Source organism: Nonomuraea sp. NEAU-A123, from assembly GCF_018603905.1.
Classification (GTDB): domain Bacteria; phylum Actinomycetota; class Actinomycetes; order Streptosporangiales; family Streptosporangiaceae; genus Nonomuraea.
Genome location: NZ_JAHFZZ010000030.1, coordinates 105553 through 126943 on the forward strand (window position 1 = coordinate 105553; position 21391 = coordinate 126943).

At 67.8% G+C, this 21391-nt stretch carries 25 protein-coding genes and 1 tRNA gene; 22 read left to right on the plus strand and 4 right to left on the minus strand.

Annotated elements, in window-relative coordinates:
- Positions 1-9: 9 nt before the first annotated feature.
- Together KLK06_RS51950 and KLK06_RS51955 are read left to right on the plus strand one after the other, a co-directional pair.
- The gene (locus KLK06_RS51950) at positions 10-894 is read left to right on the plus strand and encodes a carbohydrate ABC transporter permease (protein WP_250907372.1); all 885 of its coding nucleotides are present in this window, start codon (positions 10-12) and stop codon (positions 892-894) included.
- Positions 894-1778, plus strand: coding sequence for a carbohydrate ABC transporter permease (locus KLK06_RS51955; protein ID WP_250907373.1), 885 nt, complete (start codon positions 894-896; stop codon positions 1776-1778). The genes KLK06_RS51950 and KLK06_RS51955 overlap by 1 nt, the downstream gene beginning before the upstream one ends.
- A 91-nt stretch (positions 1779-1869) precedes the next feature.
- On the opposite strand, the gene KLK06_RS51960 is transcribed toward KLK06_RS51955, so the two are convergent.
- Positions 1870-2604 carry a bifunctional 2-polyprenyl-6-hydroxyphenol methylase/3-demethylubiquinol 3-O-methyltransferase UbiG gene (locus tag KLK06_RS51960; RefSeq protein WP_214643282.1) on the minus strand — a complete coding sequence of 245 codons (735 nt, stop codon included), beginning with the start codon at positions 2602-2604 and terminating at the stop codon, positions 1870-1872.
- Between the two features lie 108 nt (positions 2605-2712).
- Between KLK06_RS51960 and KLK06_RS51965 the strand changes: the two genes are divergently transcribed.
- Together KLK06_RS51965 and KLK06_RS51970 are read left to right on the plus strand one after the other, a co-directional pair.
- Positions 2713-3270 carry an RNA polymerase sigma factor gene (locus KLK06_RS51965; protein ID WP_308168855.1) on the plus strand — a complete coding sequence of 186 codons (558 nt, stop codon included), beginning with the start codon at positions 2713-2715 and terminating at the stop codon, positions 3268-3270.
- Positions 3257-4009, plus strand: coding sequence for a hypothetical protein (locus KLK06_RS51970; protein ID WP_214643283.1), 753 nt, complete (start codon positions 3257-3259; stop codon positions 4007-4009). The genes KLK06_RS51965 and KLK06_RS51970 overlap by 14 nt, the downstream gene beginning before the upstream one ends.
- Here the strand turns inward: KLK06_RS51970 and KLK06_RS51975 are convergent.
- On the minus strand, positions 3998-5017 hold the full coding sequence (locus tag KLK06_RS51975) for an adenosine deaminase (protein ID WP_214643284.1): 1020 nt from the start codon (positions 5015-5017) through the stop codon (positions 3998-4000). The genes KLK06_RS51970 and KLK06_RS51975 overlap by 12 nt on opposite strands.
- Before the next feature lie 68 nt (positions 5018-5085).
- On the opposite strand from KLK06_RS51975, the gene KLK06_RS51980 reads away from it, so the two are divergent.
- Genes KLK06_RS51980 through KLK06_RS51995 form a run of 4 tightly spaced genes read left to right on the plus strand, consistent with a single transcriptional unit; the run spans position 5086 to position 7717 of the window.
- Positions 5086-5586 (plus strand): SigE family RNA polymerase sigma factor, encoded by a 501-nt coding sequence (locus KLK06_RS51980; protein WP_214643285.1) that lies wholly within the window; start codon positions 5086-5088, stop codon positions 5584-5586.
- Positions 5583-6482 carry a PASTA domain-containing protein gene (locus KLK06_RS51985; protein ID WP_214643286.1) on the plus strand — a complete coding sequence of 300 codons (900 nt, stop codon included), beginning with the start codon at positions 5583-5585 and terminating at the stop codon, positions 6480-6482. Before KLK06_RS51980 ends, KLK06_RS51985 begins: the two co-directional genes overlap by 4 nt.
- A gap of 41 nt (positions 6483-6523) precedes the next feature.
- Positions 6524-7180, plus strand: coding sequence for a hypothetical protein (locus KLK06_RS51990; protein ID WP_214643287.1), 657 nt, complete (start codon positions 6524-6526; stop codon positions 7178-7180).
- Positions 7181-7222: 42 nt separating this feature from the next.
- Positions 7223-7717 (plus strand): hypothetical protein, encoded by a 495-nt coding sequence (locus KLK06_RS51995; RefSeq protein WP_214643288.1) that lies wholly within the window; start codon positions 7223-7225, stop codon positions 7715-7717.
- 31 nt (positions 7718-7748) lie between these two features.
- Here KLK06_RS51995 and KLK06_RS52000 read toward each other — a convergent pair whose 3' ends face one another.
- Entirely contained in the window at positions 7749-8957 is a 1209-nt protein-coding gene (locus KLK06_RS52000; protein WP_214643289.1) for a pyridoxal phosphate-dependent aminotransferase, read from the minus strand.
- 159 nt (positions 8958-9116) lie between these two features.
- Between KLK06_RS52000 and KLK06_RS52005 the strand changes: the two genes are divergently transcribed.
- The 9 genes from KLK06_RS52005 (at position 9117) to KLK06_RS60985 (ending at position 17009) form a co-directional block, all read left to right on the plus strand.
- Positions 9117-9189, plus strand: a tRNA-Trp gene (locus tag KLK06_RS52005).
- 73 nt (positions 9190-9262) lie between these two features.
- On the plus strand, positions 9263-9508 hold the full coding sequence (gene secE / locus KLK06_RS52010; protein WP_214643290.1) for a preprotein translocase subunit SecE: 246 nt from the start codon (positions 9263-9265) through the stop codon (positions 9506-9508).
- 65 nt (positions 9509-9573) lie between these two features.
- Positions 9574-10356, plus strand: a complete 783-nt coding sequence (gene nusG / locus KLK06_RS52015; RefSeq protein ID WP_214643291.1) for a transcription termination/antitermination protein NusG — start codon at positions 9574-9576, stop codon at positions 10354-10356.
- Between the two features lie 116 nt (positions 10357-10472).
- Positions 10473-10904, plus strand: coding sequence for a 50S ribosomal protein L11 (rplK, locus tag KLK06_RS52020; RefSeq protein WP_214643292.1), 432 nt, complete (start codon positions 10473-10475; stop codon positions 10902-10904).
- A 134-nt stretch (positions 10905-11038) separates the two neighbouring features.
- On the plus strand, positions 11039-11758 hold the full coding sequence (rplA, locus tag KLK06_RS52025; RefSeq protein ID WP_214643293.1) for a 50S ribosomal protein L1: 720 nt from the start codon (positions 11039-11041) through the stop codon (positions 11756-11758).
- Between the two features lie 560 nt (positions 11759-12318).
- Positions 12319-13146, plus strand: coding sequence for an LppX_LprAFG lipoprotein (locus KLK06_RS52030; protein WP_250907374.1), 828 nt, complete (start codon positions 12319-12321; stop codon positions 13144-13146).
- A 291-nt stretch (positions 13147-13437) separates the two neighbouring features.
- On the plus strand, positions 13438-13962 hold the full coding sequence (rplJ, locus tag KLK06_RS52035; protein ID WP_214643294.1) for a 50S ribosomal protein L10: 525 nt from the start codon (positions 13438-13440) through the stop codon (positions 13960-13962).
- A gap of 69 nt (positions 13963-14031) precedes the next feature.
- Positions 14032-14418 carry a 50S ribosomal protein L7/L12 gene (gene rplL / locus KLK06_RS52040; protein ID WP_214643295.1) on the plus strand — a complete coding sequence of 129 codons (387 nt, stop codon included), beginning with the start codon at positions 14032-14034 and terminating at the stop codon, positions 14416-14418.
- 200 nt (positions 14419-14618) lie between these two features.
- Positions 14619-17009 carry a glycosyltransferase family 39 protein gene (locus tag KLK06_RS60985; protein WP_308168856.1) on the plus strand — a complete coding sequence of 797 codons (2391 nt, stop codon included), beginning with the start codon at positions 14619-14621 and terminating at the stop codon, positions 17007-17009.
- Between the two features lie 202 nt (positions 17010-17211).
- Here KLK06_RS60985 and KLK06_RS52050 read toward each other — a convergent pair whose 3' ends face one another.
- A complete protein-coding gene (locus KLK06_RS52050; protein WP_214643296.1) occupies positions 17212-17598 on the minus strand; it encodes a nuclear transport factor 2 family protein in 387 nt (128 codons plus the stop codon).
- Between the two features lie 103 nt (positions 17599-17701).
- On the opposite strand from KLK06_RS52050, the gene KLK06_RS52055 reads away from it, so the two are divergent.
- The 5 genes from KLK06_RS52055 to KLK06_RS52075 all read left to right on the plus strand — a co-directional run.
- On the plus strand, positions 17702-18256 hold the full coding sequence (locus tag KLK06_RS52055; protein ID WP_214643297.1) for a TetR/AcrR family transcriptional regulator: 555 nt from the start codon (positions 17702-17704) through the stop codon (positions 18254-18256).
- 166 nt (positions 18257-18422) lie between these two features.
- Positions 18423-19424: an ABC transporter ATP-binding protein gene (locus KLK06_RS52060; protein WP_214643298.1), complete on the plus strand. Its 1002-nt coding sequence runs from the start codon at positions 18423-18425 to the stop codon at positions 19422-19424.
- Between the two features lie 339 nt (positions 19425-19763).
- Positions 19764-20264, plus strand: coding sequence for a hypothetical protein (locus tag KLK06_RS52065; protein WP_214643299.1), 501 nt, complete (start codon positions 19764-19766; stop codon positions 20262-20264).
- Complete coding sequence (locus tag KLK06_RS52070) at positions 20261-20755, plus strand: hypothetical protein (RefSeq protein ID WP_308168858.1); 495 nt, start codon at positions 20261-20263, stop codon at positions 20753-20755. Before KLK06_RS52065 ends, KLK06_RS52070 begins: the two co-directional genes overlap by 4 nt.
- Positions 20756-21191: 436 nt before the next feature.
- The coding region (locus KLK06_RS52075) for a hypothetical protein (protein WP_214643300.1) at positions 21192-21391 on the plus strand (200 nt) is incomplete at its 3' end.

The following is a 21391-nucleotide window of genomic DNA, read 5'->3' on the forward strand; positions in this document are numbered from 1 at the left end:
AGGTTCCGCATGAAAAGGTTGCGCGCCCTGGAGCCCCTAGCCTGGGTCGGGCCTGCTGTCGTACTGATCGCGCTGGTCGTGCTCTGGCCGGTCGTCGAGATGATCCGCTCGTCGTTCCTGAAGATCAGCCGGTTCGGCGTGGTCCAGGGCGGGAACGGCGTGGCGAACTACGAGAAGCTGTTCGGTGAGAAGGACTTCTCGGACATCATGCTCCGTAGCGTGATCTGGGTGGTCGCGGTCGTCGCCCTCACCGTGCTGATCTCGCTGGCCCTGGCCCAGCTCTTCAACCAGCGCTTCCCCGGCCGCAAGGTGGCCCGCTGGGCGCTGATCGCGCCGTGGGCGGCCTCGGTGCTGATGACGGCGATCATCTTCAAGTGGATGCTCGACCCGGAGGTCGGCGTCATCAACCAGATCAGGTTCAAGCTCGGCCTGATCGACGCGATGGGCGGCGCCTCGGCCGACCAGCTCGGCGACGCCTCGACGGCGATGCCGTGGCTGATCTTCGTGGCGGTGTTCGTGTCGGTGCCGTTCACCACGTACGCGCTGCTGGCCGGTCTGGCGACGATCCCCGGCGACGTCTACGAGGCGGCCAAGATGGACGGCGCCACCCGATTGCGGACGTACTGGTCGATCACGCTGCCGCTGCTCCGGCCCGCCCTCACCGTCGCGGCGCTGATCAACGTCATGAACGTCTTCAACAGCTTCCCGATCATCTGGGCGATGACGCACGGCCAGCCCGGATACTCGACGGCGACCTCGACGATCCTGATGTTCATCCTCAAGGGCTCCAACATCGGCGAATCCGCCGCCATGTCGGTCGTCAACTTCGGCATGGTGATCATCCTGACCGCCATCTTCCTGAAGGTGTCCCGCTGGAACAAGGAGGTGGCGTGATGGCCGTCAAGACGGCGCCGACGCTGGCCACGCACCACCACGCCAAACCCCACCGCCAGCCCACGCACCGGATGCCCAAGCTCAAGACCGTGGTCGTCGCGGGCAGCGCGTACGTGATCGCGCTCATCTTCCTGTTCCCGTACGTGGTGATGCTGCTCACCTCGCTGCGTCCCCAGGAGACGCTGCGCGACGTGACGTTCTTCCCGACGCAGTGGGAGTGGTCGAACCTGGCCAACTTCTGGACCAGCGGCCTGGCCGGGAACCTCATGGTCACGCTCAAGGTGGCGGCGGGTTCGACCGTTCTGGTGCTGCTGGTGGCGCTGCCGGCCGCGTACTACTCGGCCCGGCACAACTTCAGGGGGCGCACGGCGTTCCTGATCCTGGTGCTGATCACCCAGATGTTCCAGCCGACGGCCATGCTGGTCGGCATCTACCGGGAGTTCTTCCAGTTCGGGCTGGTGGACTCGATCTGGTCGCTGATCCTGGTCAACGGCGGGTTCAACCTGGCGTTCGCGGTGTGGATCCTGAACGCGTACTTCTCCTCGATCCCGCGCGAGCTGGAGGAGGCGGCGTTCATCGACGGCAACGGGCGGTTCGGGGCGTTGTTCCGGATCACGCTGCCGCTGGCCATGCCCGGGGTCATCACCGCGCTGATCTTCACCTTCATCGCCGCGTGGAACGAGTTCGTGGTGGCGTTGACGCTCACCACGACACCGGCGAACCAGCCGCTGACGGTGGCGCTCAACTCGTTCATCGGTCAATACCAGGTGGACTGGCAGAACCTCTTCGCCGGCTCGGTGATCGCCACCATCCCAGTGATCATCCTCTTCGCTCTGATCGAGCGAAAGGTGGTGGGAGGTCTGACGGCGGGCTCCATCAAATAGCCGGCCGCAACAGCCATCCCCGCCCGGGCCCCTCCTCCACCGGCCCGGGCCCCTCAGCCGCCCCGCTCGTCGGTGGCGGCTGAGGTGGTTTCTACTGAGGTACGCGGGCGACGCAGAAGACGGTCTGGCCGAAGGGGGGCCGGATGAAACGCTCGATGAGCCGCGTGGCCGGGACCACCGTCCGGTCATAGATCTTCACGAGTCGCGGATCCGGGTAGCCCACGCCGCCCCGGCGGACTGCCGCCCACCAGGCGATGCCGCCCAGGAAGTTGATCGGCTTCAGCACCTCGGCCTCCAGCCCCGCCTTGGCGACCGTCGCGCCCAGGGTCTTGGGGGTGTAGCGCTGGACGTGCCCGACCTTGCGGTCGAAGTCCCCATAAAGCTGCATGTAGCCGGGCACCCAGATGATGATCCGCCCACCGGGCTGCGTGACCCTGGCCAGCGAACGCAGCGCCTCGGCGTCCTCCTCGATGTGCTCCAGGACGTTCATCAGCACGACGGTGTCGACCTTGTCCTCAAGCGGGATCTCGGTCGGCAGCCCGAACTGCAGCACGCTGATGTCGTCGCGCCCCTCGAAGCGCTTGCCGAGCTGCTCGACGCAGTAGGGGTCGAAGTCGCTCACCACGAGCCGGTCAAGACGCGGCAGGAACTGCTCGGCGAAATGTCCCAGCCCAGAGCCGATCTCCAGCATCGAACGACCGACATGCGGGGCGACCATGTCGAACTCGTACTGCCGATAGTTCTTGGCCTCGTCCCCACCTAGGTGGTTCTCCAGGGCCTCGTCGCCGGCCGCCGGTTGTACTACACGGTCATACCCAGAAGACATAGTGCCGTTCCTTCGAAGGGCTCATGGATTTGCCCGAGTCTAATGCCCCAACAGCGCCGATGGTCACCTGATACGCCAACCGCCCTTCCCTGAACCCCCTTGAATGCGGTGAAATCTGACTCGTTCATGGACGACGACGAGGCGATCCGCCGCTCGCTCGCCGGTGACCTGTCCGCCTACGAGGCGCTGGTCGCCCGCTACAGCGCGCTCGCGCACCGCACCGCCGCGATGCTCGGGGCGGGGGACGAGGCCGAGGACGTGGTGCAGGAGGCCTTCGTCAAGGCGTTCAGGCACCTGTCGTCCTTCCGCAGGGACGCCCCTTTCCGGCCGTGGCTGCTGCGGATCGTGGCCAACGAGACGCACAACCTGACCCGCTCGCGCGGGCGCAGATCCGAGCTCGCCGTACGTCTCACCGCCACGGCCGACGTCACGGCCCCCGACGACCCGGCGGGCTCGGCCGTCGCCACCGACCGGCGCGCCCGCCTGCTGGAGGCGGTACGCCACCTGCCCGAACGGGAACGCCAGGCGGTCGTCTGCCGGTACTTCTTACAGCTGTCGGAAGCGGAGACCGCCCAGGTGCTCGACTGGCCGCTCGGCACCGTCAAGTCCACTACGCATCGCGGCCTCGCGAGGCTCAGGGAGGAGGTGGGCAATGAGCTCGCATGACCCCTTCGACGACCTGACCGCCGAACTCACGGCCCTCGCCGACTTCCTCGACGTCCCCAACCCCCCGCCGGACGACGTGGCGGCAACCGTCCGCGCCCGCCTGGAGCCCACCCCAGCCACGCCAGAGGCGTCCCGGCGGCCTCCGGCGCAACGTAGGCGGCGCGCCAGATGGCGGATCGTGACAGCCATCGTCCTCGTCGTCATAGCCATCACGGCCGCCACCCCGCAGGGCCGCGCCGCCGTGCGCGCGATCCTCCATTACGCCAGCATCGAGCTACGCCTGAGCGACTCCACCCCCCGACCCGTCACCACCCCCACTCCGCTGCCGGGCGAGCACTCGGTGGCCCCGGCAGACCTGGCCAAACAGGTGAAGTTCCCCATCAAAACCCCCACCGCGCTGGGCACCCCCGAGCGCGCCACGGTGAGCGACAACGGCCGCGTGGCGTCGATGTTCTGGCCGGGTGGCATCCGCCTGGACCAGTTCGCCGGCACGCCCAGCCCGTACTTCTTCAAAACCCTGGGCCCACCCTGGCCCGAGGACGTCCAGGTCGCGGGCGTCACCGCCTGGTGGCTCGGCGGCTCGCACCCCCTCGGCTACATCAAGCGCGAGGACGGCACGTCGGTCCCCTTGCGCCAGGCCGAACCCACCCTCATCTGGCAGTCCGGCACCACCGGCTACCGCCTGGAAGGAGCCGGCACCAAGGAGCACGCCGCCGAAATAGCCGCCTCACTCCGGTGAGGCCAGCCAATCGTCGATCTCCTTCAGCAGCTCCTTGCGCACGCCCTCCGGCGCCGTGGACGCCTTGATCGACTGCCGCGCCAGCTCGGCGATCTCCGCGTCGCCGAAGCCGTAGACCTCCCGCGCCAGCTCGTACTGCCGCAACAACCGCGCCCCGAACAGCAACGGGTCATCGGCCCCCAACGCGATCGGCACCCCCGCGTCGAACAACCTGCGCAACGGCACGTCCGCCATCCGCTCGACGACACCCAGACCCACGTTGGAGGTCGGGCACACCTCGCAGCAGATCTGCCGCTCGGCCAGCCGTTCCATCAGCCACGGATCCTCCGCCGCCCGTACCCCGTGCCCGACGCGATCCGCGTCGAGGTCGTCCACGCACTGCGCGACGCTACGGGGCCCGAGCAGCTCACCCCCATGTGGTACGGCCAGGAGCCCGGCGCGCTTGGCGATGCGGAACGCCCGCTCGAACTCCCGGGCCGCACCGCGACGCTCGTCGTTCGACAGCCCGAACCCGACGACCCCCTTGCCCAGGTATTGAGCCGCGAGCCTGGCCAGCGTGTTGGCGTCGAGCGGGTGCTTGGTGCGGTTGGCCGCCACGATCACCGCGATCCCGATGTCCGACCGAGCGGCGGCCTGGGCGGCGGCGTCCAGCATGAGCTCCAGCGTCGCCGTCAGCCCGCCGAACCGCTGCGCGAACCCCGACGGGTCCACCTGGATCTCCAGCCACCGCGACCCGGCCGCCGCCTCGTCCTCGGCCGTCTCCCGCACCAGCCGGTAGACGTGCTCCGGCCGCCACAGCACCGACCTGGCGATGTTATACAGTCGCTGGAACCTGAACCAGCCGCGCTCGTCGGTGGCGCGCAGCTGGGGCGGCCAGTCCTGCTCCAGCGCGTCGGGCAGGTGCAGGCCCTGTTCGCGAGCCAGCTCGATCAGCGTCGTATGCCGCATCGAGCCGGTGAAGTGCAGGTGCAGATGAGCCTTGGGCAGCAGGTCAAGCGGGCGTGGCATTTCCATATCTTGCCACTCAACCTCTCCGGGCGTTCGCGCGTTGGGAGGGGCGAAAGGGGACCCCGCTCATGACGGATGAAGACGAAACGGCATTCGACGAGTTCCTTGCCGCACGCAGCACCTCGTTGTTACGCACCGCGATCCTGGTCTGCGGAGCCACCCACCACGACGCCGAGGACCTGGTCCAGCACGCCCTGGAGAAGGTCTACCGGCACTGGTCCCGGATCCGGCACGACAACCCCGAGGCGTACGCGCGGAAGGTCGTCGTGAACGCGGCGATCAGCCGGGCGCGGCGGCGGCGCGTCGTACAGGAGATCACGTTCGCCCGGCCGCCCGACACCGCCGCGAACTCCCCCGACCTGGACCTGCGCGACACCCTCATCGAGGAGCTGCGCAGGCTGCCGCCGAAGATGCGGGCGGTGATCGTCCTGCGCTACTGGGAGGACCAGTCGGAGGCGGCCACCGCGTCGCTGCTCGGCTGCTCGCTCGGCACGGTGAAGAGCCAGGCGGCCCGGGGTCTCGCCAAGATCCGCGAACGCATGACCGTCGCAGAAGGAGCGATCCGATGAAGGTTGAAGACGTCTTGGCCGAGGCCATGGCCGCGCACGTCGCCGACGTGCAGGCCACGCCGTCGCTGGGCAGGGAGGTGCGCCGCCGCCACCGCTCGCACGTGATCAGATTCCGTATGGCCGGCGCCGCCCTCGCCACCGCCCTGGTCGCCGTGGCCGCGCCGGCGATGCTGAACTCGGCGGAACCCGCCAAGACCCAGCACGCCGCCACCGGCACGGACCGGGCCGTGGTGGACTCGGTGATCGTCCCGCGCGTCGTCGGCAAGCACGTCGCCGAGGCGGTCGAGACGCTGAAGCAGGCCGGACTGGTCGTCAATGACCCGGAGACGACCACCGACACGGGCCTGGTCCGCATGCAGAGCCCCGCAGCGGGTCAGGAGGTGACGAAGGGGACGAATGTCCAGCTCACCGTGGGCCCGGAATCCTCGGTGCCGCAGGACCTCGGTGACCTGGGCGACGGCCGGAAGTTCGGCGGCATCCATGTCGGCTACCTGCCCGAGGGGCTCGAATGGGGTAAGTGGTCGGGCAAGAACGGCTTCGGCAAGACGAGCTATACGACCACTTTCGTGGAGCCCGGACAGGAAGAGGGCTTCTATGCCGTTCAGGTGGTCGTGTTCACGGGTGAGGCGAGCAAGCAGATCGCGCAGCGCTTGACGACGTTCTCCAGCAAGGGCGCCGAAACCACCGACATCGGTGGCAAGCGGGCCTACCTGACGAAGGTCACCGAAGGCGGTGAAGTCGCCGCCGAGGATGACAACGTCTCGACGAGCACCATCGGCTGGACGCTCCGCAGAGGGCTGGCGGTCGAGGTGTATATCAGTCCGGACTACGCGAAAAAGATCGACGCGGGGGACGAGCTGAAGAAGATCGCCGAAGGGATCGAACCCGTGAAGTGAACGGGCGGTACGGGTGAGATCAGACCGGGGATCTACCGTGCATGATGCCGGAGCACGAGACCCGCGGGCAGGCGCTGCGTGCGACGCTGGCGTTCGTCGCGCTCGGGGCAACCGCCTCGATCATCTACGGGCTGTTCTCCTCCGGATTCGGCCGGGTCCATCCCGTACCCGTGGGGGCGCCCCCACTGGTACGGACCGACTCGCCGGTCGCGGGTGGGGCGACTGCCCCGGCGCCCGCGCCCGCGCCCGCCCCGGCGCCCGTCCGGGGTGCGACCGTCACCGCTTCCACCGCGGCGGCCCGGATCGCGGTGGTCTCGCACGACTTCTGGCTCACCTACCTGCCCGCCGGGCTGGATCGCGCCGACGGGGGAGCGATCGAACCCGACCAGGGCGCCTGGGCCAGATTCGCCCCCAAGACCGGGCCGGGCTCCACCCACGGAGAGTACGTCGAGGTACGGGTCGAGCACGGCCCGGTGGCCGCCGACTGGCTCACCTACCAGCGGCGGATCTCGCTGCGAACCCCCAGGGACACCACCGTCCGCGGCAGACCCGCCCTGGTCGGCAGGTACCCCGGAGGTGGTTTGATGATCGTCTGGCTGGAGCGCATGGGCACCGGAGCGTGGATCCGGGTCAGCGAATCCTTGAGTGACGAACTCCTTCGTGTTGCCGCCTCGGTCAAGGCTCCTGTAGGAGACTAGGGACCTTTTCTGCGGTATTTCACTGGAAGTCATGGGGGACTGATGCGACGCCTGGCAGCGGTCTTCCTCGTGTTCGCGCTGACCGCGTGCGGCGGACCCGCCGTGCCGGAGGCGGATCGGGAGGCGAACACGGCCACACCGGAACCGAGCCGAGCCGAGCTGACGAACACATCTCTGACCTGCGACTCCGGAGAGCTCGACATCGGGAACCTGCCCGCGGGGGTGGAACGCGCGGGCACGTTCAGACGGGTGAAGTCACTGCGCGAGCAGCTCAAGGTGAAGGGCGTGCGATGGCGCAAGAACGATGAGGAACTGCTCGTCGCCGTGGTGTGCGGGGTGCATGGCGCCGAGCGGTTCGCCACGCTGGTCAGCCGGTCGAGCCTGGGGGCGTACCACGGCAAGCCCGCCCTGCGCTGGCGCACGCGGGGCGGGCTGAGCAACTTCATGTGGCTGGAACGGCCGGGCACCGCGGTCTACATCGGCGCCACGCCCGGACTGGCCCGCGAGATCGAGAAGGTGGCCGCGGGAGTCGGCTGACCCTCGCGGCCTCCGATGAGCGGGCCGCTGGCTAGTGGGCTTCGGCGAGGAGCTTGGCCAGGCGGCTGACGCCCTCCGCCAGATCGTCGTCCCCCAGGGCGTACGAAAGCCGGAAATATCCGGGCGTGCCGAACGCCTCGCCCGGAACCACCGCCACCTCCGCCTCCTCCAGGATCAGCTCGGCCAGCTCGGCCGACGACTGCGGCCGACGGCCGCGCAGCTCCTTGCCGATCAGCTCCTTGACCGAGGGGTAGACGTAGAACGCCCCCTTCGGCTCCGGGCAGAGCACGCCCGGGATCTCGTTGAGCATCCGGACCATCGTCTGGCGGCGGCGGTCGAACGCCTCACGCATCTCCGCCACGGCTGACAGGTCGCCGGAGACGGCGGCCAGAGCGGCCATCTGGGCCACGTTCGAGACGTTGGACGTGGCGTGCGACTGAAGGTTCGTCGCGGCCTTGACCACGTCGGACGGGCCGATCAGCCAGCCCACCCGCCAGCCCGTCATGGCGTACGTCTTGGCCACGCCGTTGAGGATGACGACCCGGTCGCCCAGCTCGGGGACGGCCGTGGCGATGCTGGTGAACTCCGTGCCGCCGTACACGAGATGCTCGTAGATCTCGTCGGTGACGACCCAGAGGTCGTTGGCGGCGGCCCAGCGGCCGATCGCCTCCGTCTGCTCGCGTGAGTAGACGGCGCCCGTCGGGTTGGACGGCGAGACGAACAGCAGGACCTTGGTGCGCTCGGTGCGGGCCGCTTCGAGCTGTTCGACGCTCGCGAGGTAGCCGGTCGTCTCGTCCGTGACGACGTCGACCTGGACGCCGCCGGCCAGCTTGATCGCCTCGGGGTAGGTCGTCCAGTACGGAGCGATCACCAAGACCTCGTCGCCCGGGTCGAGCAGCGTGGCGAACGCCTGGTAGACGGCCTGCTTACCGCCGTTCGTGACCAGGACCTGCGACGCGTCGACCTGGTAGCCCGAGTCGCGCAGCGTCTTGGCGGCGATCGCCTTCTTGAGCTCGGGCAGGCCGCCGGCCGGGGTGTACTTGTGGAAGCGGGGCTCGTGCGCCGCCGCGACCGCCGCCTCGACGATGTAGTCCGGCGTCGGGAAGTCGGGCTCGCCGGCGCCGAAGCCGATGACCGGGCGTCCGGCCGCCTTCATCGCCTTCGCCTTGGCGTCCACGGCGAGCGTGGCAGATTCGGAAATCGCGGAAATTCGGGTGGAGATACGAGGTCGCGTGGACATGGGTCCATGCTGCCACGCGCCCCGTGACCTGGGCGATCGGCTTTTGGTTCGACGTGGCGGGCATTACCCGGATACACTTTCGCCTGGTCGTGCCGCCGCATGTCAACGTGCGGTTCGGTCCAGGCAGTGAGCTGATCAGGGTAGTGTGGTTGGCGACATAGGGCACTGGCGCAATTGGTAGCGCACCGGTCTCCAAAACCGGCGGTTGGGGGTTCGAGTCCCTCGTGCCCTGCGAGTGCGGTCCGCGCAATGGCGTGTAAGCGCGCCGCAAACTGCGTTGGATACGACAGATTCAGGTGAGGACTGTGGCGATCGACACGCGCGGCGAGACCGCAGGCAAGCCTAGTGGCGAGAAGAAGACGCGCACCTCGCCGGCTCTTTTCTACCGGCAGGTAGTCACCGAGCTGCGTAAGGTCATCTGGCCGACACGCAAGGATCTCATCACTTACACCACGGTCGTTCTGGTATTCGTTCTGATCATGGTTGGGATCGTGTACGGGCTCGATGCCGCGCTCGGCTGGGCCGTCCTCCGCGTCTTCGGCGGATCCTGATCCGGACACCGCCGGTTTCGACCGACGGGGTCGCCATTCGATTCGACGAAAGAGGAAAAGTCACCGTGTCCGAGTCTTCAGTGCCGGCGGACGAGTCCCGCGAGGAGTGGGACACCGAGCCGGAAGAGGCCGTCGAGGCCACTGAGGAGACCGTCGACGAGTTCGACGCCGACGTCGCGGACAGCGACGAAGGCGACGAGGACGAGGTCGCCGACGAGGCTCCCGCCGTCGACGAAGACGGTGACATCCTGCCTGACGTCGACCCGGTCGAGGAGTTCAAGCGCTCCCTCCGGGGCCAGCTCGGCGAGTGGTACGTGATCCACTCCTACGCCGGCTACGAAAACCGGGTGAAGTCCAACATCGAGAGCCGCAACGTGTCTCTCAACATGGAGGACTACATCTTCCAGGTCGAGGTGCCGACGCACACCGTCCAGGAGTTCAAGAGCGGCAAGAAGGTGCCGGTCAAGGAGCGTGTGCTGCCCGGCTACGTGCTGGTGCGCATGGAGCTGACCGACGAGTCCTGGGCCGCCGTGCGTAACACGCCCGGTGTGACCGGCTTCGTGGGCCTGTCCAACAAGCCGAGCCCGCTCAACCTCGACGAGGTCGCCAAGCTGCTGGCGCCCGAGCCGACCGAGGAGAGCAAGAAGTCCTCGGCCAAGACCAGCAGCGGCCCGACCGTCGAGTTCGAGATCGGCGAGTCCGTCACGGTCATGGACGGCCCGTTCGCCACCCTGCCCGCCTCGGTCAGCGAGATCAGCCCCGAGTCGCAGAAGCTCAAGGTGCTCGTCTCGATCTTCGGTCGTGAGACTCCGGTCGAGCTGTCGTTCAACCAGGTCTCGAAGATCTAGGACGATCACGTAAGCTGATATGTCGTCCCCACACGCGTGGACGGTGACCCCTGTGTTCTGGGGCCCGCACGCCCGTGGGGGTTTGCAACACCATTCTCAGGACCCGGAGAAGGATCATGCCTCCAAAGAAGAAAATCGCGGCGCTGGTAAAGGTGCAGCTGCCCGCTGGCCAGGCCACGCCCGCGCCGCCGGTCGGTACCGCCCTCGGCCCGCACGGCGTCAACATCATGGACTTCGTCAAGCAGTACAACGCTGCCACGGAGTCCCAGCGGGGCAACATCATCCCCGTTGAGATCACCATCTTCGAAGACCGCAGCTTCGTCTTCATCACGAAGACGCCCCCGGCGCCCGAGCTGATCAAGAAGGCTCTGGGCCTCGACAAGGGCAGCCCGGTCCCGCACAAGGAGAAGGTCGGCAAGCTCAGCCGCGAGCAGCTCCGTAGCATCGCCGAGACCAAGATGCCGGACCTCAACGCCAACGACATCGCGGCGGCCGAGAAGATCATCGCCGGCACCGCCCGGTCGATGGGCATCACCGTCGCCGACTAAGACCTTCCCGATCCGCGGAAGGGCCAGCACCTTGGCCCGCACCGCGATCCGTGGGAGAGCCGGTTTCCGGCTCGCACCCGCACCCGATCAGTGGGAGGGCCGCACACCGGCCCGCACACCACAAGGAGACAGACATGAAGCGCAGCAAGGCGCACAAGGACGCGTCGGCCAAGGTCGACCACGACAAGCTCTACGCCCCTGTCGAGGCCGCGAAGCTGGCCAAGGAGACGTCCACCACGAAGTTCGACGCCACCGTCGAAGTGGCGCTGCGACTGGGCGTCGACCCTCGCAAGGCCGACCAGATCGTGCGCGGCACGGTCAACCTCCCGCACGGCACCGGCAAGACCGCCCGGGTCCTGGTCTTTGCCACCGGTGACCGTGCCGAGGCGGCCCGCGAGGCGGGCGCCGACATCATCGGCGCCGACGAGCTCATCGACGAGATCGCCAAGGGCAACCGGCTCAACGAGTTCGACGCCGTTGTGGCCACCCCTGACCTCATGGGCAAGGTCGGCCGCCTGGGCCGTGTCCTCGGCCCGCGTGGCCTCATGCCCAACCCCAAGACCGGCACCGTGACGCCCGACGTGGCGAAGGCTGTGACCGAGATCAAGGGCGGCAAGATCGAGTTCCGTACGGACCGGCAGGCGAACCTGCACTTCATCATCGGCAAGACGTCGTTCGACGAGCGCCAGCTCATCGAGAACTACGCCGCTGCCCTTGACGAGGTGCTCCGGCTCAAGCCGTCGGCCGCCAAGGGTCGTTACCTGAAGAAGGTCACCTTCTCCACGACCATGGGCCCCGGCGTCCCCGTCGACCCCAACCTCACGCGCGGCCTGACCGCCGACCTGGACGCGTAGCGAAACACCGACCGCCAGAAGCCCCGCTTCCGGCGCTCACCGCACCACCTGGCCCCCGCCGACTCCGGCGGGGGCTTGTTGCGTTCTCGGGCTCGCTTGGCACGACTGACGGCCACAAGCACGCCGCCGTTCGTCGCACCGCCCCCATGTGACCTTCTCGGTGGCGTGCGTTTTGTGCGGATGGCTCGCCGGCTGGCGGTCGTGCGGCCCGCCGGTGCCGCCTCCACAAGGGCCTTGCGGGCGGCCTCCGCCGCAGCGCTTCCCCGTAGGTGGTCTTTCGATGTCGCGTGCTGCCTCCGTTGCGGCGTGTGGCTTGTGGGGCCTCCCTGAGGGCGTGTGGCTGGTGAGTGCGATCTCGTGCGGCGGATAGGGGAATCCGGGGGACGAGTGCCGCAGGTGGTGCCGTACCGGAAAGAAAGATCAGAGCACCGCACAAGACAGACGCCGAGGCAGAGAGCACGTTGACCCGAGAGAGAAAGCGGGTCGGGGAAGACCCTGGGTTTTCCCTGAAAAGTCAGGGGAAGACGGCAGATCGGGTCACCGACACGTAGGGTCAAAACATGCTGAAGCGCAGAATTTCTCTCGCTACCGCCGCGGCCGGTGCCGCTCTGGTCGCGGTATCGGTTGCTGGTTGTGGAACGAACGCGCAGCCCATCCAGGTCAACCTGGCCGCGTCCGAGGTCCTCACGCAGGCCGCGCAGAAGACCGCGGAGGTCACCAGCTACACCGTCGACGCCGTCGTCGACGTCACACACCCCCAGGAGGGGGGCGGCAAGGTGCAGGGGCGGATGCTCTACCAGAGCAAGCCGCAGCTGGCCGTCGACCTCACACTCGACACCATCGACTTGGGCGGTAAGGGTCTGCCCGGCGGAGCGCGAGCTGTGCTCCAGGGCGACGCCGTCTACGTCAAGGTCGAGGCGCTCAAGCAGCTCGTCGGCGCGACGAAGCCGTGGATCAAGGTGCCGCTGACCGATGTCGGCGGCCCCGGCGAGATCAAGACGTACCTCGACCAGATCCAGCAGTTCGACCTGGCGGCGGTCACCAAGATGGTGACGGCCTCCAAGGACGTCAAGGCGGCCGGCAACGAAACTGTCGGCGGCGTGGACACCACCCACTACAGCGGGACGTTCCCGGTGGACGCGGCGGTGCAGCAGTTGCCGGCGGACAAGCAGGAAGCCGCCCGCTCGAACCTGGCCGAGCTCAAGGACATCAAGTTCGACATCTGGGTCGGCAGCGATGGCCTGCCGCGCAAGGTCGCGCTGAAGGGTGCCAAGGAAGGCGCCACGATGGACGCCACCCTGCTGTTCAAGGGGTTCAACGAGGCCGTCAACATCCAGACGCCGCCCGCCGACCAGATCGGTGAGCTGCCGAAGAACGTCTCCAACTAAGGACGATCGCTGAGCGGCGCCGCCTGAGTGCGGCGCCGAAAGCGTTGCCGACTGAGAGCGATTTGGAAACTCGGCGACCAGGACGTACTCTGGTCGTTGCCGAAGACCGCCGGTTGTCGTCAGGTTCTCAAGACCTGGTGACCGAAGGATCCACAGTCTGTGGACGGCCCGCGCAGGTGTTATACGAGTTTTCTACACGGTCTTTTCCGTGTGTGAGCCCCGTGTGCGCCCTGCGCCCGGGGCCGTTCTTATTTCTGGGCCTTCACCGGTGGCACATCTGGAAGGAGGCCCATGGCGAGGGCGGATAAGGCGACAGCAGTTGCCGAGCTCAGGAGCGAGTTCGAAGGCAGCGCTGCGGCCGTTCTGACCGAGTACCGCGGTCTCACCGTCGCACAGCTCAAGCAGCTGCGCGTTTCTCTTGGTGAGAATGCGAAGTTCGCCGTGGCGAAGAACACCCTGACCAAGATCGCGGCCACTGAGGCCGGTTTCGCGGGTCTTGACGACCTGCTCGCCGGTCCGACCGCGATCGCCTTCGTCAACGGTGACGTTGTCGAGGCAGCCAAGGGTCTGCGTGACTTCGCCAAGGCCAATCCCCTTCTGGTGATCAAGGGCGGCGTCCTTGACGGCAAGAGGCTGGACGCTACAGAGATCACCAGGCTCGCCGACCTCGAGTCCCGCGAGGTTCTCCTCGCGAAGCTGGCCGGCGCCATCAAGGCGAAGCAGAGTGCTGCCGCCGCGATGTTCGCCGCGCTGCCCACCAACATGGCCCAGCTGGCCGACGCCCTTCGCGCCAAGCGCGAAGAGGCGGGCGAGTAATACGGGGATTGCCGCAAATCCCGCGGTCCCGTTCCTAGTTATCGCAAGATCCATACGGAGGAAACCATCATGGCGAAGCTCAGCACCGACGAGCTGCTCGGCGCGTTCAAGGAGATGACCCTCCTCGAGCTTTCCGAGTTCGTGAAGCAGTTCGAGGAAGTGTTCGACGTCAAGGCCGCCGCCCCCGTCGCGGTTGCCGCCCCCGCCGCCGCTGGTGGCGAGGCCGCCGTCGTTGAGGAGCAGGACGAGTTCGACGTCATCCTCGAGGGTGCCGGCGAGAAGAAGATCCAGGTCATCAAGGAGATCCGCGCCCTGACGTCCCTGGGCCTCAAGGAGGCCAAGGACCTGGTCGACGGCGCTCCCAAGAACGTCTTCGACGGCAAGGTCAACAAGGAGCAGGCGGAGAAGGCCAAGGCTGCCCTCGAGGGCGCCGGCGCCACCGTCTCTGTGAAGTAACACTTTCGAGGCATATCGCTCGAAGAGCATTACCGAATCGCCCGTTGTGGCGTTTCACCCCAGAAGGGGCGGCTGCACCCAGGTGCCGGGTGCGCCGCCTCTTTTGTGTTTTCTGCCGGGCCGGTGACTGGCGTACAGACCTCACGAGATTCTCATGGTCGTCTCATCACATGGCGAGAGGCCGTGTTTAGCGTTCGAGTGTGTTCAAGGATGCGCGTGTCAGAGATCGATGGGCGTTGGCCGGGCTGCTCGCCGCCACCGCGGTGCTTTACGTATGGGGGCTCAACGCCTCCGGATGGGCGAACTCGTTCTACTCGGCTGCCGTACAAGCGGGCAGCCAGAGCTGGAAGGCGTTCTTCTTCGGGTCGTCGGACGCGGCCAATGCCATCACCGTGGACAAGACGCCGGCCTCGCTGTGGCCGATGGAGCTCAGCGCCAGGATCTTCGGGCTGAACTCCTGGAGCATCCTCGTGCCCCAAGCTCTCATGGGCGTGGCGACTGTGGGCGTGGTCTATGCCGCCGTACGCCGCCGGTTCCCCGCGTGGGCAGCATTGCTCGGCGGGGCGGTCATGGCGGTTACGCCGGTGGCGGTGCTGATGTTCCGCTTCAACAATCCGGACGCGCTGCTGGTGCTGCTGCTGACCGTTGCGGGTTACTGCGTCGTGCGGGCTCAGGAGAAGGCGGGGACGCGGTGGCTGGTGCTGGCGGGGGCGTGCATCGGGTTCGCGTTCCTGGCCAAGATGCTGCAGGCGTTCGTGGTACTGCCGGGGTTCGCGCTCGTCTACCTGATCACGGCTCCGACCACGATAGGGCGGCGGCTCTGGCAGCTCGCGCTGGCGGGTGGGGCCATGCTGGTGTCGGCCGGGTGGTGGCTGGTGGCCGTGGCGCTGGTGCCCGCCGCCGACCGGCCGTACATCGGCGGCTCCCAGACGAACAGCGTGCTGGAGCTCGCACTCGGCTACAACGGGATCGGGCGGCTGAACGGCGGCGACTACGGAGGGCTCGGCAACCTCAACCAGGAGGCCGGCTGGTTGCGGATGTTCGACACCGAGGCGGGCGGACAGATCTCCTGGCTGCTTCCGGCGGCGCTGGTGCTCCTCGTGGCCGCGATCTGGCTGACGCGGTCGGCGCCGCGGACTGATCCCGTACGGGCTCAGGTCGGTGTGTGGGGGAGTTGGCTGGTGGTGACCGGGCTGATCTTCAGCCTGATGCAGGGCATCTTCCACGCGTACTACACGGTGGCGCTGGCTCCGGCGATCGCGGTGCTGGTGGGGTCGGGGGCGGCGCTGCTGTGGGAGCGCCGGGAGAACCGGGTGCTCGCGCTGGCGGCGGCTGTGACGGCTGGGTGGGCGTACGTGCTGTTGTCGCGTAGCTCGGAGTGGAATTCCTGGCTGGGGCCGGTCGTGCTCGTCGCCGGGTTGGCGGCGGCAGTGGGTCTCCTGGTCGTCGAGCGCTACCAGACGGGTCCGGCCGGGGTGCCGTCTGAGGGGTCGGCGGGCATGCCGTCTGAGGGATTGGCGGGCGCTTCGTCTGCGGGATTGGTGAGCGCGCCGTCCGGGGGAACCGCGGCGGTGTCGGCTGAGGGACCTGAAAGGGTGCTGTCTGCGGGGCCTGCGGGGGAGTCGTCGGCGGGAAGCGCATGGGTGTTGTCTGCGGGATCCGCGGGCGCGCCGTCCGCGGATCCCGCGGGGGTGCCATCGGAGAGGCCTGCTGAGGTGCTGTCTCGGGGTCCCGTGGGGGTGCCGTCCGAGGTGCTGTCTCGGGGTCTTGAAGGGGCGTCGTCCGAGGGGCCTGGAGCGGTGCGGTCCGAGGGGTCCGGAGGGGTGGCGATTGCGGGGCGTGGTTGGTGGTCGCGGCGGTTGTCGGGGATTGTCGCCGCTGTGGCGGTCGTGGTGTGCCTGGCCGGGCCGGCCGCGTACGCGCTGGACACCGCCGCATCCGCGCACACCGGCGCGATCCCCACGGCGGGTCCCTCGACGGGAGGTTTCGGCGGACCTGGAGGGTTCCGTGGCGGCGGCGGCGGGCCCGCGGCTATGGGACCGGGTGGGTTCGGCGGGGGCGGCCAGCCGGGCGTTGCCGGGCGGGGCGGTCAGCAGGGCGTTACCGGTCAGCCGGGCGGAACCGGCGGCAATGCGCGGTCTGACGGTATGGGCGACGGTGGGTTCGCTCGCGGCGGCCGGGGAGGCGGGATGGGCGGGCTGCTCCAGTCCGCCACCCCCAGTGCCGAGCTGACCGCCCTCCTGAAGACCAACGCCTCCGCCTACGACTGGGTCGCCGCCGCCATCGGCTCGAACAACGCCGCCGGATACCAACTTGCTGCGGGTCAGCCGGTGATGGCAGTGGGCGGCTTCAACGGGACCGACCCCGCGCCGACACTCGCCCAGTTCAAGCAGTACGTGGCCGAGGGGAAGATCCACTACTTCATCGGTGGTGGTATGGGTGGCGGCATGGGTGGCATGCGCGGCGGGGCCGGCACAGGTGGTACGGGCGGTAGCAGCGACGCGACGGAGATCGCGGCGTGGGTGCAGGAGACATTCACCGCCAGCACCGTCGGCAACACCACGCTCTACGACCTCACCGCCGCCAAGTGACGGACCGCAGCTGTCCCGCGCGTACCGGGTCGCCCTGTTCGCCCTGGGCTGGCCCGCACGTGCCCTCCGCGCGGTCTGGCGCTCATCCCGTCCGGCCTGGCCGTACGGTCCGTGCAGCCTGGATGTGGGCGTCGTCCGCGTCGCCCCGGTGCGCGCGGGCGGCTGCTTCTTCGAGGCCGGTGAACGTCGGTCGGACACCGCGCTAGGCGGCGCGGACGCGGGCGATGGCGCTGGTGTCCATGTAGTCGCGCGTATGGACGATCAGCCCGTCCCTGACCCGCAGGATCAGCAGGCCCGGCACCGTCAGCTCTTGATCGGCCACCGCGACCACCGTCTCGTGCTCCGCTACGACCACCTCCGGGTCCGTGGTCTGGCGGATGACCACGTCGCGGATCTCCTTCACCAGAGCCTCCATGGCGCCCCACATCATCGTGTACCCCGCCCGGACCTCCTCCCGGCCCTTGAACGGCGGCAGCCCCCCGAACGGGAACTCGTGCAGACCGTCCTCGGCATAGAGATCGGCCAGCTCGTCGGCCGATCTGTGCAGCATCGCGGTGTGATAAGCGGCGACGACACCAGCAACAGACATGGGAACCCCATTTCGCTCAACGGACGTTGACTCAACGAGCGTAGAGCGAAACGGGACAAACGGTCAACGCCTGTAGAGTGAACGGCATGACGGAGTGGGTGGCGTGACCGAACGAGCGGAGCGCCGTCGCAGGACCGAGCGGCGGATCCTGGAAGCGGCCAGGAAGCTCTTCGCCGACCTGGGGTTCGAACGGACCACGATCCGGGCGGTCGCCAAGGCGGCCGAGGTCGACCCCGCGCTCGTCATGCAGTACTTCGGCAGCAAGCAGGACCTGTTCAGCGAGGCCGTACGCGTGGCCCCGGCGCCCGTGGCCCCGGGCGACACCGACGAACTGGTCGAACAGCTCCTCGGCAGCCTCTGCATGAAGATGGGGGAGCTGCCGCAGGGGTCCCTGGCCATGATGCGGTCGATGCTGACCCATCCGGAGGCGGCCGCGTCGGCGCGGGCCGTACTGAGTCGTCAGATTCACCAGATCGGCGAGTCGATCCCCGGCGACGACGCGCGGATGCGGGCGGCGCTGATGACGACGATCATGCTGGGCGTGACCGTGGGCCACCAACTGCTCGAACTCGACGAGCTACGCGAAGTGCCTCAAGCAGACATCGCACGGGTTCTCCGCCCGGCTCTGAAAGCGATCGCCAGCCCTCGGACCGAATAGGGGCTCCAAGTGCGAGGGCGACGCCCGTTGCTGGACTCGATGTCTCATAACCGGCCAGTAACAAGTTATTGGAACTGGTTCCAATTCGCTCGCACGCCGCTACCGTGATGGCAAATGTGTGGTTAGAGTGTGCGGCACGTTACCCCCTGTGCATGGAAGGTGACCCGTGGGCGTCGAAGTCGTGGTCGACGGGCTGACCAAGTCGTTCGGCCGGCAGGTCATCTGGGAGGACGTCTCACTCACCCTGCCCGCGGGCGAGATCTCGGTGCTGCTCGGCCCGTCCGGCACCGGCAAGTCGGTCTTCCTGAAGACCCTGGTCGGGCTGCTCAGGCCGGACCGCGGGCACATCTGGATCGACGGCTACGACCTCGCCAACTGCAACGAGAACAAGCTCTACGAACTGCGCCGTCTGTTCGGCGTGCTGTTCCAGGACGGCGCCCTGTTCGGGTCGCTCAGCCTGTACGACAACATCGCCTTCCCGCTGCGCGAGCACACCAAGAAGAGCGAGTCGCAGATCCGCCAGATCGTGCTGGAGAAGATGGAGCTCGTCGGCCTGCTCGGGGCCGAGACCAAGCTGCCCGGCGAGATCTCCGGCGGCATGCGCAAGCGGGCCGGCCTGGCCAGGGCGCTGGTGCTCGACCCCGAGATCATCCTGTTCGACGAGCCTGACTCGGGTCTCGACCCGGTACGGACCGCCTATCTCAACCAGCTCATCGTCGACCTGAATGCCGAGATCGAGGCGACGTTCCTGATCGTCACGCACGACATCAACACCGCCCGTACGGTGCCCGACGACATCGGGCTGCTGTTCAGGCGAGAGCTGATCATGTTCGGGCCGCGCGAGATGCTGCTGTCGAGCGATGAGCCGGTGGTCCGGCAGTTCCTCAACGCCAGGAAGCACGGCCCGATCGGCATGTCGGAGGAGAAGGACGTCTCCGAGCTGGAGGCCGAGGCGCAGCTGGGTCACGACCCCGGCTCGCTGCCGCCGATCCCGCCGCAGCTGATGCCGAGCGGCAACGGGCTCCGCCGTACGCAGCGGCCGCCCGGCACCTGGTTGGCGGCCAACGGGGTCATCCCGCCCCAAGGCTCCTTCGTGGACGATCGCGGGCGCAACTGGCTGGAAGAGTATCCACGCCTGATCAACGCCCACCTCAACGGCGTCAGGTAGAGATCGCCCCGGCAGGTATCGGGGTGGCTGTCGCAGGCGGTCTGGACCGGTTCGTGACCCCCGGCCGGGCTCGCGCTGGGGCGAGGGAAGCCCACCAGCCTGCCGCCAGACGGGCCGAGAAGGCGCTTTCCACGACCTCGGTGATGGAAAGGCAGGAACGCCACGTTGTGCGCGCTACGGGCCTCAGGGGGCCGTCTGACGGCGTTTGTCAGGTGCTTGGCTCGTCGGGGTCGGCCAGAACAACGCGTGGGGGGACCTATGTCGCCTCTGTCGTTTCCCGGGCTGCGGGACGGATCGGCGGGTTATCATCCGCGCAACCAAGCCGGGAGGTGAGCAGACGTGGACGAACCCGCCGCCCGGCCACTCCGCGTCCTGACCGGCGTACTCATCCTGCTGGTGGTGCTGCTCGGCGCCGCCGTGGTGTTCCTTCGCGGGCAGGATCTGGCCGAGCAGGCCAGGGCGGACGATCGACAGGCCGCGCTCGACGCGGCGGGCGCGCACGCGATCAACCTGATCTCGCTCGACTACAAGACCGTCGACGCCGACGTGGGGCGCATTCTCGCCACCTCCACCGGCGTGGCCAAGGAGGAGTACACGGCCAACGCGGGCAAGCTCAAGTCCACCACGCTGAAGAACAAGGTCGTACAGCACGGCGTGCTCCGCGCCACAGGGCTCGTGGCGATGACGGAGGAGACCGCGCGGGTGCTGGTCGTGGCCGACGTGGAGATCCGCTGGGAAGGTTCCAAGACCCCCAAGCAGGAGCGGTTCTACCGGTGGTCGATGGACGTGGCCAAGGAGAAGGGAGTCTGGTTGGTGTCGAGGGCGGTGCAGGTGGTGTGAGGGCGGTCGTGATCGCGCTGCTGGTCCTGGTGCTCGGGCTCGGCGCGGTGTCAGGAGTGTTCTGGTACGACGCGCACGCCTTGCGCGTGGACGAGGAGGCCGGCAGGGAGGCCATGGCCGCGGCCCGTAAGGTAGCGCCGGACCTGCTGTCGTACGACTACCGGACGGTCGAGCAGGACCTGGCCCGGGCGACCGAGCACACGACCGGCGAGCTGGCCAAGCACTACAAGGAGCTGTCGGCCACCTTGGTGGCCAAGGCCAAGGCGGAGAAGACGGTGCAGACGGCGGCCGTCGCCGACGCGGGCGTGGAGCGGGCAGAAGGTGATCGAGTTGAGGTTCTGCTCTTCGTGAACACGGGTACGGTCAAGGAGATCCCCGGCAAGGCCGAACCACAGCAACAGGTCAGCCAGAACCGGGCCAGGCTCGTCATGATCCGGCAAGATTCACGCTGGCTGGTGGCCGAGCTGTCGACCTTGATCGGTACGGCTTGAGTCACCGGGCGCGTCCCAATGTTCAATTGTTACCAAAAATAAGGTTTAGCGAAGCCCAAGTAACGGGTACCTAAGCCACAGCAGCACCGGTTGTCGGCATGGGTTCGACCCTCGGTGTGACGGAGCGTTAACCGTCCCCGTTCGCGGGTATCGTCTTGGGCCTGACGGTAGGCGCCCGATCACGCAGGGGAGAAAACCCAGCGTCCGGCCCCTAGGTCGGCGGAAAGTCGCGCTTACGGGCTTGACGTTTCCGCTCGAACGGGCGATGCTGCGACCAACGTGGAGCATGCAGCGAGAGTGAAGTGGACAGGCGTGTGCCGTTCGGCTACACTGCCCCTTTGCGCTGCCCTTTGACGACCCGCTCCGCTTGCTCACGTTGCGAGGTTGTCTGGCGTGCGTGTAGTCAGTCCGCCGCGAGCCCTCGGAAGGACATCTGTTGGCAGCCTCGCGCAACGCCTCCGCCGTACCCGCTGGTCCCCGTCGCGTCTCTTTTTCGCGTATCCAGGAGCCCCTCGAAGTTCCTGACCTTCTCGCCCTGCAGACCGAGTCATTCGACTGGCTGCTCGGGAACGAGAAATGGAAGGCCCGGGTAGAGGCGGCTCGTCAGGCCGGGCGCAAGGACGTCCCGACCCAGTC